Raw genomic sequence first — 12,686 nt, 5'->3', positions numbered from 1 at the left:
CTATGTCCCTCGCAACGTTCCGTTTCACTGACGGTCAGCCAAGCGAGAAAACACAATGCCCCAAGCCTCCCAGATGTCTTCTGTTCCCGAGTCCTCGGGGCAACTGCCGTCCGTAGAGCAGGCGAGCCGCCAGGGGCTTGAGCAGGCATTCGCCCTGTTCAACCAGATGTCCAGCCAGTTGACCGACTCCTACAGCATGCTCGAAGCCCGGGTCACCGAGCTCAAGGGCGAGCTGGCCGTGGTCAGTGCCCAGCGCATGCAGGAACTGGCGGAAAAAGAACGCCTGGCCAACCGTCTGCAAAACCTCCTCGACCTGTTGCCCGGTGGCGTCATCGTCATCGACGGCCACGGCATTGTGTGCGAGGCCAACCCTGCCGCCATCGAATTGCTCGGTCTGCCGCTGGAAGGCGAGCTGTGGCGCCATGTCATCACCCGTTGCTTCGCGCCCCGCGAAGACGACGGTCACGAAATTTCCTTGAAAAACGGTCGACGCCTGTCGATTGCCACCCGCTCGCTGGATGCCGAGCCGGGGCAGTTGGTGCTGCTCAACGACCTGACTGAAACCCGTCACTTGCAGGATCAGCTGGCGCGCCACGAGCGCCTGTCGTCCCTGGGGCGGATGGTCGCGTCGCTGGCTCATCAGATCCGCACACCGTTGTCCGCCGCGTTGCTGTACGCCAGTCATTTGACCGAGCAGGAACTGCCGGTCGCGACCCAGCAGCGTTTTGCCGGTCGCCTCAAGGAGCGTCTGCACGAGCTGGAGCATCAGGTGCGCGACATGCTGGTCTTCGCCCGTGGTGAGCTGCCGCTGACCGACCGTGTCACGCCGAATGCCTTGATGCAGTCGCTGCAGGCCGCGGCGCTGACCCATGTGCAGGATCTGCCGATCCGCTGGCAATGCGACAGCCATGCTGGCGAGTTGCTGTGCAATCGCGACACGCTGGTCGGCGCGCTGCTCAATCTGATTGAAAACGCGATTCAGGCGAGTGCCGGTGAGGTGCGTCTGAAGGTGCATTGCTATACCCGCGACAACACCTTGCGTTTGTGTGTCAGCGACAGCGGCAGCGGTATTGATGCGGCAGTGCTGGCGCGGCTGGGCGAGCCGTTTTTCACCACCAAAGTCACCGGGACCGGCCTGGGCCTGACCGTGGTCAAGGCCGTGGCGCGTGCGCATCAGGGAGAATTGCAGCTGCGTTCGCGGGTCGGGCGCGGTACGTGCGCGCAGGTCATCCTGCCGTTGTTTTCTGCTGTTCAGGGAGCTGAGTGAAGGTCATGGGCATCAAGGTTCTGCTGGTCGAAGACGACCGCTCGTTGCGCGAAGCGCTGGCCGATACGCTGCTGCTGGCCGGTCACGACTATCACGCAGTGGGTTCGGCCGAAGAGGCGCTGAGCGCCGTCGAGCGCGAAGCGTTCAGTCTGGTGGTCAGCGACGTCAACATGCCGGGTATGGACGGCCATCAATTGCTCGGCCTGCTGCGCGCGCGACAACCGCAATTGCCGGTGCTGCTGATGACCGCCCATGGTGCGGTCGAGCGCGCAGTCGATGCGATGCGTCAAGGCGCGGCGGATTATCTGGTCAAGCCGTTCGAACCCAAGGCTCTGCTGGATCTGGTGGCGCGTCACGCCTTGGGCAGCCTTGGCGTCAGTGATACCGAAGGCCCGGTCGCGGTCGAGCCCGCCAGTGCTCAATTGCTGGATCTGGCGGCGCGAGTCGCGCGCAGCGATTCCACTGTGCTGATTTCCGGCGAGTCCGGCACCGGCAAGGAAGTGCTGGCACGCTACATCCACCAGCAATCCCATCGCGCCAGCCAGCCGTTCATTGCAATCAACTGCGCGGCGATCCCCGACAACATGCTCGAAGCCACCCTGTTCGGTCACGAAAAGGGCTCGTTCACCGGCGCCATCGCGGCCCAGGCCGGCAAGTTCGAACAGGCGGACGGCGGCACCATTCTGCTCGATGAAATTTCCGAAATGCCCCTGGGTCTGCAAGCCAAACTGCTGCGCGTGTTGCAAGAGCGGGAAGTGGAGCGGGTCGGTGCACGCAAGCCGATCACCCTCGATATTCGCGTGGTGGCGACCACCAACCGTAATCTGGCCGGTGAAGTGGCGGCGGGGCGGTTCCGTGAAGACCTCTATTACCGTCTTTCGGTATTTCCGTTGGCCTGGCGTCCGTTGCGCGAGCGCACCGCCGATATCCTGCCGCTGGCCGAGCGTCTGTTGGCCAAACACGTCAATAAAATGAAGCATGCGACGGCGAAGTTCTCGCCCGAGGCGCAAGCGTGCCTGATCGGTTATCCGTGGCCGGGCAACGTGCGCGAGCTGGATAACGCGGTCCAGCGGGCCTTGATTCTGCAGCAGGGCGGCTTGATCCAGCCGCAGGATTTCTGTCTCTCCGGGCCTGCGTTATTCGCTCCATTGCCGGCGGCCGTTCCGGCAACGCCGGTCATTCGTGAAGTCGAAATCGAGGCCGATTCGGCCGGTGCGCTGGGCGATGACCTGCGTCGGCGCGAGTTCCAGATGATCATCGACACCCTGCGTACCGAGCGCGGTCGGCGCAAGGAGGCCGCGGAAAAACTCGGCATCAGCCCGCGCACCCTGCGTTACAAACTGGCGCAAATGCGCGATGCGGGCATGGATGTCGAAGGCTACCTGTTCGCCACCTGACCGGTTGCGCAAACGTTTGAAACGGCTTTTCTGAAAGCGGTGCCATGAGCTGGCACCGTTGTTGCTAACACCTGAGTACCCGCCGAGTGAGTGTCAAAAAATTGCGGGCCGCCCAAGAGAGTAGACCATGAGCCAAGGTATTGAATTTAATCGGTTGATGATGGACATGAAGGCCATGCAAATGGACGCCATGTCGAAGCCGAAATCGACTTCCGCTGTCCCGGAAGTGGCAGGCAGCAACTTTTCCGACATGCTCGGTCAAGCCATCAACAAAGTGAACGATACCCAGCAGGCGTCGAGCCAATTGGCCAACGCGTTCGAGATCGGCAAGAGCGGCGTCGATCTGACGGACGTGATGATTGCCTCGCAAAAGGCCAGCGTGTCGTTCCAGGCTCTGACCCAGGTGCGCAACAAGCTGGTTCAGGCTTATCAAGACATCATGCAGATGCCGGTTTAAGGACGAGATTGAGTCATGGCAGAAGCAGTCGCCGATAACGTTCCGGCCAAGGCCACCCCGATAGACGGCAAACCGCCGTTGTTCGGCCTGTCCTTCCTGGAAAACCTCTCCGAGATGACCGTGCTGCGTCAGGTGGGCCTGTTGGTCGGCCTGGCCGCGAGCGTGGCGATTGGCTTTGCCGTGGTGCTGTGGTCGCAGCAACCGGACTACCGGCCTCTGTACGGCAGCCTTGCCGGCATGGACGCCAAGCAGGTCATGGATACCCTGGCCTCCGCCGACATTCCCTACACCGTCGAACCGAATTCCGGTGCCTTGCTGGTCAAGGCCGATGACCTGTCCCGTGCGCGGCTCAAGCTCGCGGCCGCTGGTGTCACTCCCAGCGACGGCAACATCGGTTTTGAAATCCTCGACAAGGAACAGGGTCTGGGCACCAGCCAGTTCATGGAAGCGACCCGTTATCGTCGCGGCCTGGAAGGCGAACTGGCCCGCACCATTTCCAGCCTGAACAACGTCAAGGGCGCGCGCGTTCACCTGGCGATCCCGAAAAGTTCGGTGTTCGTCCGTGACGAGCGCAAGCCAAGCGCTTCGGTACTGGTCGAGCTGTACTCCGGTCGTTCGCTGGAGCCAGGCCAGGTCGTCGCCATCATCAATCTGGTGGCCACCTCCGTTCCCGAGCTGAGCAAATCGCAGATCACCGTCGTCGACCAGAAGGGCAACCTGCTGTCGGATCAGGCGGAAAACTCCGAAATGACCATGGCCGGCAAGCAGTTCGACTACAGCCGCCGCATGGAAAGCATGCTCACCCAGCGTGTGCACAACATTCTGCAACCGGTACTGGGCAACGATCGCTACAAGGCTGAAGTCTCGGCTGACGTCGATTTCAGTGCCGTCGAATCGACCGCCGAGCAGTTCAACCCGGATCAACCGGCCCTGCGCAGCGAACAGTCGGTCAACGAACAACGCACTGCCAGCAATGGCCCGCAAGGTGTGCCGGGTGCCTTGAGCAACCAGCCACCTTCGCCGGCTTCGGCGCCGCAGACCACCGGTGGCGCCGCCGCCCCGGCGAGCATGGTGCAGCCAGGCCAGCCACTGGTTGATGCCAACGGTCAGCAGATCATGGACCCGGCCACCGGCCAGCCGATGCTCGCGCCGTATCCGGCGGACAAGCGTCAACAATCCACCAAGAACTTCGAGCTCGACCGCTCCATCAGCCACACCAAACAGCAGCAGGGTCGCCTGAATCGCCTGTCGGTGTCGGTTGTGGTGGACGATCAGGTCAAAATCAACCCGGCCAACGGTGAAACCACACGTGCGCCGTGGAGCGCCGACGAATTGGCGCGCTTCACCCGTCTGGTACAGGACGCCGTCGGCTTCGACGCCAGCCGTGGCGACAGCGTCAGCGTGATCAACATGCCGTTCTCCGCCGAGCGCGGCGAAGTGATCGCCGACATTCCGTTCTACTCCCAGCCATGGTTCTGGGACATCGTCAAACAAGTGCTGGGCGTGTTGTTCATCCTGGTGCTGGTGTTCGGCGTGCTGCGTCCGGTGCTCAACAACATCACCGGTGGCGGCAAAAGCAAGGAGCTGGCCGGTCTGGGCGGCGACATGGAACTCGGTGGCATGGGCGGTCTGGATGGTGAACTGTCCAACGATCGCGTCAGCCTCGGCGGCCCGACCAGCATTCTGCTGCCGAGCCCGAGCGAGGGTTATGACGCACAGTTGAACGCAATCAAGAGTCTGGTGGCAGAAGACCCGGGTCGTGTGGCCCAGGTCGTGAAAGAGTGGATTAACGCAGATGAGTGATAACCGAGCCGCCGTCGCCAAACTGTCCCGGGTCGATAAAGCCGCGATTCTGCTGCTGTCCCTGGGTTCGACCGATGCTGCACAAGTGCTGCGCCACATGGGCCCCAAAGAGGTTCAGCGGGTTGGCGTGGCCATGGCCCAGATGGGCAACGTTCACCGTGAGCAGGTCGAGCAGGTCATGAGCGAGTTCGTCGACATCGTCGGCGACCAGACCAGCCTGGGCGTCGGCTCCGACGACTACGTGCGCAAAATGCTCACCCAGGCCCTGGGTGAAGACAAGGCCAACGGCCTGATCGACCGCATTCTGCTGGGCGGCAACACCAGTGGCCTCGACAGCCTGAAATGGATGGAGCCGCGCGCCGTTGCCGACGTGATCCGTTACGAGCACCCACAGATCCAGGCGATCGTGGTGGCGTACCTCGATCCGGATCAGGCCGGTGAAGTGCTGGGCAACTTCGACCACAAGGTGCGTCTGGACATCATCCTGCGCGTCTCGTCGTTGAACACCGTGCAGCCGGCCGCGCTGAAAGAATTGAACCAGATCCTCGAGAAGCAGTTCTCCGGCAACTCGAACGCTTCGCGCACCACCCTGGGTGGCATCAAGCGGGCGGCGGACATCATGAACTTCCTCGACAGCTCGATCGAAGGCCAGCTCATGGACTCGATCCGCGAAGTCGACGAAGACCTGTCCGGTCAGATCGAAGACCTCATGTTCGTGTTCAACAACCTGGCCGATGTCGACGACCGCGGGATCCAGGCACTGTTGCGCGAAGTCTCTTCCGATGTGCTGGTGCTGGCCCTCAAGGGGTCGGACGAAGGCGTCAAGGAGAAGATTTTCAAGAACATGTCCAAGCGTGCCGCCGAACTGCTGCGCGACGACCTCGAGGCCAAGGGCCCGGTGCGCGTCAGCGACGTGGAGACTGCGCAGAAGGAAATCCTCACCATCGCCCGCCGTATGGCCGAAGCCGGAGAAATCGTGCTCGGTGGCAAGGGCGGCGAGGAAATGATCTAAGCCCATGGACAAGCATGACGACGATGTGACGGACCTGATCCGTGCCCGGGACGTCCGCGGTTTCGATACCTGGGCCTTGCCCAGCTTCGATCCGCCGGCGCCTGAGCCCGAGCCGGAACCGGAGCCTGAACCGCCGGAAATGGAAGAAGTGCCGCTGGAGGAAGTCCAGCCACTGACCCTCGAAGAGCTCGAAAGCATCCGTCAGGAGGCCTACAACGAGGGCTTCGCCATCGGCGAAAAGGAAGGCTTTCACAGCGCCACCCTCAAGGTGCGTCAGGACGCCGAAGTGGTCCTGACGGCCAAGGTCGACAGCCTTGAGCAACTGATGGCGCACCTGTTCGAGCCTATTGCCGAGCAAGACACCCAGATCGAAAAATCGCTGGTCGACCTCGTGCAGCACATCGCCAAACAGGTGATTCAGCGCGAACTGGCCATCGACTCGACGCAGATCGAACACGTCATGCGCGACGCGCTCAAGCTGTTGCCGCTGGGCGTGGGCAATGTGCGGCTGTACGTCAATCCGCAGGATTTCGAGCAGGTCAAAGCCCTGCGCGAACGTCATGAGGAAACCTGGCGCATCGTCGAGGACGAAACCCTGCTGCCGGGCGGTTGCCGGGTCGAGACCGACCACAGCCGGATCGACGCCAGTATCGAAACCCGCGTCAGCCAGGTCATGTCCAAGCTGTTCGACCAGTTGCATGAGCAGGCCCTGCACCCGGCCGCGCCGGATCTGAGCCTGGACTTGCCGGAAACGCCGAAACCGGCACCGGTCGCAGAAGAGCCGCTCGCGGACGCCCCCGATGCGCCTTGAACGCACCAGCTTCGCCAAGCGCCTGAGCACCTACGCCGAGGCCACCGAAATCGCCGGTGCGCCGATTCTCGAAGGGCGCCTGCTGCGCATGGTCGGCCTGACGCTCGAAGCCGAAGGCCTGCGCGCCGCCATGGGCACCCGCTGCATGGTGATCAACGACGACACCTATCACCCGTCCCAGGTGGAAGCCGAAGTCATGGGCTTTTCCGGCAGCAAGGTGTTCCTGATGCCGGTCGGCAGCGTGGCCGGCATTGCCCCGGGCGCCCGCGTGGTGCCGCTGGCCGACACCGGTCGCTTGCCGATGGGCATGAGCATGCTCGGTCGCGTGCTGGACGGCGCCGGACGGGCGCTGGACGGCAAGGGCGGCATGAAGGCCGAAGACTGGGTGCCGATGGACGGCCCGACGATCAACCCGCTCAACCGAGACCCGATCAGCGAACCGCTGGACGTCGGCATCCGTAGTATCAACGGATTGTTGACGGTCGGTCGCGGTCAGCGTCTGGGTCTGTTCGCCGGTACCGGTGTCGGTAAATCCGTGTTGCTGGGCATGATGACCCGCTTCACCGAGGCCGACATTATCGTCGTCGGCCTGATCGGTGAGCGGGGTCGGGAAGTTAAAGAGTTCATCGAGCACATCCTCGGTGAAGAAGGCCTCAAGCGCTCCGTGGTGGTGGCGTCGCCGGCGGACGATGCGCCGCTGATGCGTTTACGTGCGGCGATGTACTGCACGCGGATCGCCGAATATTTCCGCGACAAGGGCAAGAACGTCCTGTTGCTGATGGATTCCCTGACCCGTTTCGCCCAGGCCCAGCGGGAAATCGCCCTGGCCATCGGTGAGCCGCCGGCGACCAAGGGTTATCCGCCGTCGGTATTCGCCAAACTGCCGAAACTGGTGGAGCGCGCCGGTAACGCGGAGAAGGGCGGTGGTTCGATCACAGCGTTCTATACCGTGCTGTCCGAGGGCGATGACCAGCAGGACCCGATTGCCGACTCCGCGCGGGGGGTACTCGACGGGCACATCGTGCTGTCCCGGCGGCTGGCCGAGGAAGGGCATTACCCGGCCATCGATATCGAAGCCTCGATCAGCCGGGTGATGCCCGCAGTCGTGGCGCCGGAACACATGCAGCGCGCGCAATACTTCAAGCAGCTGTGGTCGCGCTATCAACAGAGTCGCGACCTGATCAGCGTCGGCGCCTATGTTGCTGGCGGTGACCGCGAGACAGACCTTGCCATCAATCTGCAACCGCAACTGGTCAGATACCTGCGTCAGGGGCTCAACGACAAAATCAGCCTGGGTGAAAGCGAGGCGTACCTCGAAACGATTTTCGCCCCGGCGGCCGGCGGGTAACCGGTCATGGCCCTGAGTCGAGCCGCGCGTCTGGCGCCGGTGGTGGACATGGCCGAGAAGGCCGAGAAAACCGCCGTGCAGCGTCTGGGTTACTTTCAGGGGCAGGTGAAAGTCGCCGAGAGCAAACTCGCCGACCTCAACGCCTTTCGTCTGGATTATTCGCAGCAGTGGATCGTGCGCGGCAGCACCGGCGTGACCGGCCAATGGCTGCTGGGTTTTCAGGGCTTCCTGGCGCAACTCGACACCGCCGTCGATCAGCAGCGCCAGAGCCTGCAATGGCACCAGAACAACCTGGACAAGGCCCGTGACGCCTGGCAACAGGCATTCGCCCGGGTCGAGGGCCTGCGCAAACTTGTACAACGCTACCGCGACGAAGCCCAGCGCGCCGAAGACAAGCGCGAACAGAAGCTGCTGGACGAGTTGTCCCAGCGTTTGCCGCGGCACGAGGTGTTTTGACGGGCGGATCTCTGACAGATCCCGACGCCATCGCGCCTTGCCCATGGCCCCTCCAAGTGCTAAACCTTGTACAGGTTCGTCAATGACAAGGAAGCCAGTACATGTCAGTCGTTACAGAAGTGTCTGCGGATGGGCAAAAGTTGACGATTTCCGTCAAGGGCCGATTCGACTTCGGTCGCCATCAGGAATTTCGCGAGTCCTACGAGCGGCTCACTAAAAAGCCTGACTCCATCGTGGTGGATCTCAAGGATGCCACCTATCTCGACAGTTCGGCCCTGGGCATGTTGCTTCTGTTGCGTGATCACGCCGGCGGTGACGACTCGGATGTGCGGGTGGTCAACAGCAATTCGGACGTGCGCAAGATCCTCGCCATCTCCAACTTCGACAAACTGTTCGACATCAGTTGACGGCCATGCAGCCGCAAGAGCCGCTGACGATCCTGATTGCCGAAGACAGCGCCGCTGACCGGCTGTTGTTGTCGACCATCGTCCGTCGTCAGGGGCATGAAGTGCTGACGGCCACTCACGGTGCGGAGGCGGTTGAAGCCTTTATCCGGCAAAAACCGCATCTGGTATTGATGGACGCCATGATGCCGGTGATGGACGGGTTTGAAGCCGCACGCCAGATCAAGAAGCTGGCGGGTGAGAACCTGGTGCCGATCATCTTCCTCACGTCGCTGACGGAAAGTGAAGCCCTGGCCCGTTGCCTTGAGGCCGGCGGTGACGACTTTCTGGCGAAGCCTTACAACCAGGTGATCCTCGCCGCCAAAATAAAGGCGATGGATCGCTTGCGACGTTTACAGGCCACGGTTCTTCAGCAGCGCGATCTGATCGCCAAACACCACGACTATCTGCTCAACGAGCAGCGGGTCGCCAAGGCCGTGTTCGACAAGGTCGCGCATTCCGGTTGCCTGAGTGCACCGAACATCCGTTACCTGCAATCACCCTATGCGCTGTTCAACGGCGACCTGTTGTTGGCCGCGTACACCCCGGCCGGCGACATGCATGTGTTGCTCGGTGATTTCACCGGTCACGGTTTGCCGGCGGCGGTCGGCGCCATGCCGCTTGCCGAGGTGTTCTATGGCATGACGGCCAAGGGTTACGGCCTGGCCGAGACCCTGCGGGAAATGAACGCCAAGCTCAAGCGCATCCTGCCGGTGGACATGTTCTGCTGCGCGACGCTGTTGTGCCTGAGTTTTCAGCGGCGCTCGGTGGAGGTCTGGAACGGCGGCATGCCCGACGGCTATCTGCATTGTCTCGCCACCGGGGAGCGCACGCCGCTGGCGGCACGCCACCTGCCGCTGGGGGTGCTCAGCCCGCAGACTTTCGATGACCGCACCGAGGTTCACCCGATGGCGGTGGGTGATCGGGTGTTCCTGCTCTCGGACGGGGTCATCGACACCTGCGATGCCAACGATCAGTTGTTTGGTGTCGAGCGCCTGCACCAGGTGTTCGCTGCCAATCGCCAGCCGGATCGGCTGTTCGAGGACATCGAGCAGGCGTTGCAGGACTTTCGCGGTGAGGCCCGGGACGATGTGAGCATGGTCGAAGTCAGCCTGCTGGAGGCCGAGCAGATCAATCCATCGGCGCCGGTGTATTCCGACAGCGGCCAGTCCTGTCCGTTGGACTGGTCGGTGAGCTTCGAATTTCGCGGCGCCACGCTCAAGCGCTTCAATCCGTTGCCTTACCTGTTGCAGTTGCTGCTTGAGGTGCATGGCTTGCGGGCGCAGAGTGGCGCACTGTACAGCGTGCTGGCCGAGCTTTATTCCAACGCGCTGGAGCATGGTGTACTGGGCCTGGACTCGGGCCTCAAGCGCGATGCCTCGGGTTTCGCCCATTATTACGAGCAGCGCAATGCGCGCCTCGAGGCCCTGCAGGACGGTTACGTGCGGGTGCATTTGCAGGTGCGGCCGGAAGGCGAGGGTGGTTGTCTGGTGGTGCGAGTCGAAGACAGCGGCCAGGGATTCGACGTCGCGCGCGTGATGGAGCGGCCGCTCGACGATGTCCGTCTGTCGGGGCGCGGTGTCAGTCTGATCCGGCAATTGGCCCGAAATGCCAGCTGGTCAGACGATGGTCGCAGTGCCCGCGTGGAGTTTTTCTGGGAGGCTCTGGCATAATCCGCGCATTCTTGATCAAGGAGTGAACAAGTGGCTGATACACATGTGGACCACGAAGCGCTGAGTGCGCTGCGGGAAGTGATGGAAGACAGCTATCCGGAACTGCTGGATACCTTTCTTGCCGATTCCGAAAATCGCCTGCGGGAGTTGCAGCAGACTGCCGATGCCGACGCATTGTCTTCCGTTGCGCACAGCTTCAAGGGCAGCAGCAGCAACATGGGCGCGACCCGTCTTGCGGTGCTGTGCCAGGAGCTGGAACAGCATGCCAAAGACAAAAGCCCTTCTGAAATCATCAAACTGGTTGCCGACATCCATAGCGAATTCGCGGATGTGCGGCCCGTTTATGTCGCCGAGCGACAGCGCTCGCTGACGCACTGATTCTGCCGTCGGGCGGTTTTGCAGGTTTCCTGGCGAAACTGGCCCGGCACTTGCAGTCATCTATCCCAACTGTACCTACGATCCCAGTGCAGCGGAGACCGTGCCATGCCTGCAAGCCCCAACATTCTTCTTCAGACCGCCGCCCAGGCCAAGGCGCAAGCTGCCTCGGCCAAATCATCGGCAGTGGCCGCAGAGCCCGGGGACAAGGCCTCCAGCTTCGCTCAGGTGTTCGCCGACCAGGGCGCGAACAAGCCCTCGGTGACCGTCGACAATTCGCTCAAGCCTGCCCGTGACAAGGTTGCCGACAACACTGGCAAGAAAGACCTCGGCAAGGATCAGTCTGCCGCCCCGACGCCGGCGGTTGCCGATAGCGGCAAAGCCTTGCCCGCCGACAAACCGACGACGGCGGCAACGGACGACAAGACCACGGCCGATGACGAAACGGCTGAAACAGCGCCGGCCCCCGTTGCCGAAACGGCGCCGGTGGACCCGGCACTGGTGGCGGCGGTGGAGCCCGTCGTCACGGCACCGGTGGTGGACACGTCGGTCGTCGAGACAGCTGCGCAACCGGAAACCGACAAACCTGCCGTGGCGGCATTGCCAGGAATGGTCAAGGATCCGGCGCCGGCCACTGACCCGGCCTTCGACCCCGAGGCGGATCCGCTGGATTCGCTTCCCGCCGTGCGCCTGGCTATGGAGCAGAGCGGTCACATTTCCGCTTCCAGCCAGTCCCAGCCCAAGGCCACCCCGGCCCAGGCGCAGGCCGACGGTGAGTTGACCTCGGCGCAGAACTTCGCTGCCGGTATGGCCAGCATGCTGGATGTGCAGGCTGACAAGGACAGCACCAGCCAGGGCGGCGAGAAGGCGTTCAGCGGTTTGATCGATGACGGCCTGAAGGACCTGAAGACCGCCACCAGCGACACCCGCGTGGATGATTTCGCCAACCGTCTGGCGGCGCTGACCCAGGCGGCCACGCCGAAAACCGCCAACGCGGTGCCGGTGAACCAACCGATTGCCATGCACCAGAACGGCTGGACCGAAGAAGTGGTCAACCGGGTCATGTACCTGTCGAGCAATAACCTGAAGGCCGCCGACATCCAATTGCAGCCTGCGGAGCTTGGGCGTCTGGATATCCGGGTGAACATGGTGCCGGACCAGCAGACCCAAGTGACCTTCATGAGCGCGCATCCGAGCGTGCGTGAAGCCCTCGACGGTCAGATGCACCGCCTGCGCGACATGTTCAACCAGCAAGGCATGGGGCAGGTCGACGTCAACGTGTCCGACCAGAATCGTGGTTGGCAGGGCCAGGGCCAGGGCCAGGAACAGGCGCAGCAGGGGCAGAGTGGTCGCACCAGCGCTGCCGGCGGTCGCCTGGATTCGGCTGAAGAAGAGTTGACGCCAGCGGCGGTCGCTGAAGCGGCGGCCACCGCCACTCACGTGATCGGCTCCAGCGCCGTCGACTACTACGCCTGATCAAATCAAAAGCCCCTCACCCTAGCCCTCCCGAAACGTCGGACCGCCCGGAGGGAGAGGGAACTGATTGGGGGATGCTTGAGATGCTCGCTAACCTGATTGTTTGGGCTGAATCCAAGTCGACTCGGTGCCTCAGGTCGATATATCACGACAAGACAACTCGATCGG

At 62.5% G+C, this 12,686-nt stretch carries 12 protein-coding genes; all 12 read left to right on the top strand.

The features are described 5' to 3' along the window. Window positions 1–55: 55 nt before the first annotated feature. The 12 genes from CAF80_RS01275 to CAF80_RS01220 all read left to right on the top strand — a co-directional run bounded on the left by CAF80_RS01275 (window position 56) and on the right by CAF80_RS01220 (window position 12,518). Entirely contained in the window at window positions 56–1,267 is a 1,212-nt protein-coding gene (locus CAF80_RS01275) for a PAS domain-containing sensor histidine kinase (RefSeq protein ID WP_039765586.1), read from the top strand. Window positions 1,268–1,272: 5 nt separating this feature from the next. Continuing rightward, a complete protein-coding gene (locus tag CAF80_RS01270) occupies window positions 1,273–2,664 on the top strand; it encodes a sigma-54 dependent transcriptional regulator (protein WP_074687536.1) in 1,392 nt (463 codons plus the stop codon). Window positions 2,665–2,791: 127 nt separating this feature from the next. Further along, complete coding sequence (gene fliE / locus CAF80_RS01265) at window positions 2,792–3,121, top strand: flagellar hook-basal body complex protein FliE (protein WP_011333048.1); 330 nt, start codon at window positions 2,792–2,794, stop codon at window positions 3,119–3,121. Between the two features lie 15 nt (window positions 3,122–3,136). Then, on the top strand, window positions 3,137–4,924 hold the full coding sequence (gene fliF, locus CAF80_RS01260) for a flagellar basal-body MS-ring/collar protein FliF (RefSeq protein WP_007958290.1): 1,788 nt from the start codon (window positions 3,137–3,139) through the stop codon (window positions 4,922–4,924). After that, complete coding sequence (gene fliG, locus CAF80_RS01255) at window positions 4,917–5,936, top strand: flagellar motor switch protein FliG (RefSeq protein ID WP_007958288.1); 1,020 nt, start codon at window positions 4,917–4,919, stop codon at window positions 5,934–5,936. Before fliF ends, fliG begins: the two co-directional genes overlap by 8 nt. A gap of 4 nt (window positions 5,937–5,940) precedes the next feature. Continuing rightward, window positions 5,941–6,747 (top strand): flagellar assembly protein FliH, encoded by an 807-nt coding sequence (fliH, locus tag CAF80_RS01250; RefSeq protein WP_074687537.1) that lies wholly within the window; start codon window positions 5,941–5,943, stop codon window positions 6,745–6,747. Beyond that, entirely contained in the window at window positions 6,737–8,095 is a 1,359-nt protein-coding gene (fliI, locus tag CAF80_RS01245; protein WP_039765593.1) for a flagellar protein export ATPase FliI, read from the top strand. Before fliH ends, fliI begins: the two co-directional genes overlap by 11 nt. A gap of 6 nt (window positions 8,096–8,101) precedes the next feature. Then, a complete protein-coding gene (gene fliJ, locus CAF80_RS01240; RefSeq protein ID WP_039765596.1) occupies window positions 8,102–8,551 on the top strand; it encodes a flagellar export protein FliJ in 450 nt (149 codons plus the stop codon). A 101-nt stretch (window positions 8,552–8,652) separates the two neighbouring features. After that, entirely contained in the window at window positions 8,653–8,958 is a 306-nt protein-coding gene (locus tag CAF80_RS01235; RefSeq protein WP_039765597.1) for an STAS domain-containing protein, read from the top strand. Window positions 8,959–8,963: 5 nt separating this feature from the next. Then, window positions 8,964–10,667, top strand: a complete 1,704-nt coding sequence (locus CAF80_RS01230) for a fused response regulator/phosphatase (RefSeq protein ID WP_085666708.1) — start codon at window positions 8,964–8,966, stop codon at window positions 10,665–10,667. 30 nt (window positions 10,668–10,697) lie between these two features. Then, complete coding sequence (locus CAF80_RS01225; protein WP_007951942.1) at window positions 10,698–11,045, top strand: Hpt domain-containing protein; 348 nt, start codon at window positions 10,698–10,700, stop codon at window positions 11,043–11,045. A 105-nt stretch (window positions 11,046–11,150) separates the two neighbouring features. After that, window positions 11,151–12,518 carry a flagellar hook-length control protein FliK gene (locus CAF80_RS01220; protein WP_074687539.1) on the top strand — a complete coding sequence of 456 codons (1,368 nt, stop codon included), beginning with the start codon at window positions 11,151–11,153 and terminating at the stop codon, window positions 12,516–12,518. The last annotated feature ends 168 nt before the right edge of the window (window positions 12,519–12,686 follow it).

It is taken from the genome of Pseudomonas sp. B34(2017), from assembly GCF_002112915.1.
Lineage (GTDB): Bacteria > Pseudomonadota > Gammaproteobacteria > Pseudomonadales > Pseudomonadaceae > Aquipseudomonas > Aquipseudomonas pharyngis.
This window is presented reverse-complemented; position numbering and strand designations above follow the sequence as displayed.

Coding starts and splice junctions, on each gene's coding strand:
- CAF80_RS01275 (WP_039765586.1), top strand. CDS start 56: ATGCCCCAAGCCTCCCAGATGTCTTCTGTTCCCGAGTCCTCGGGGCAA.
- CAF80_RS01270 (WP_074687536.1), top strand. CDS start 1,273: ATGGGCATCAAGGTTCTGCTGGTCGAAGACGACCGCTCGTTGCGCGAA.
- fliE (WP_011333048.1), top strand. CDS start 2,792: ATGAGCCAAGGTATTGAATTTAATCGGTTGATGATGGACATGAAGGCC.
- fliF (WP_007958290.1), top strand. CDS start 3,137: ATGGCAGAAGCAGTCGCCGATAACGTTCCGGCCAAGGCCACCCCGATA.
- fliG (WP_007958288.1), top strand. CDS start 4,917: ATGAGTGATAACCGAGCCGCCGTCGCCAAACTGTCCCGGGTCGATAAA.
- fliH (WP_074687537.1), top strand. CDS start 5,941: ATGGACAAGCATGACGACGATGTGACGGACCTGATCCGTGCCCGGGAC.
- fliI (WP_039765593.1), top strand. CDS start 6,737: ATGCGCCTTGAACGCACCAGCTTCGCCAAGCGCCTGAGCACCTACGCC.
- fliJ (WP_039765596.1), top strand. CDS start 8,102: ATGGCCCTGAGTCGAGCCGCGCGTCTGGCGCCGGTGGTGGACATGGCC.
- CAF80_RS01235 (WP_039765597.1), top strand. CDS start 8,653: ATGTCAGTCGTTACAGAAGTGTCTGCGGATGGGCAAAAGTTGACGATT.
- CAF80_RS01230 (WP_085666708.1), top strand. CDS start 8,964: ATGCAGCCGCAAGAGCCGCTGACGATCCTGATTGCCGAAGACAGCGCC.
- CAF80_RS01220 (WP_074687539.1), top strand. CDS start 11,151: ATGCCTGCAAGCCCCAACATTCTTCTTCAGACCGCCGCCCAGGCCAAG.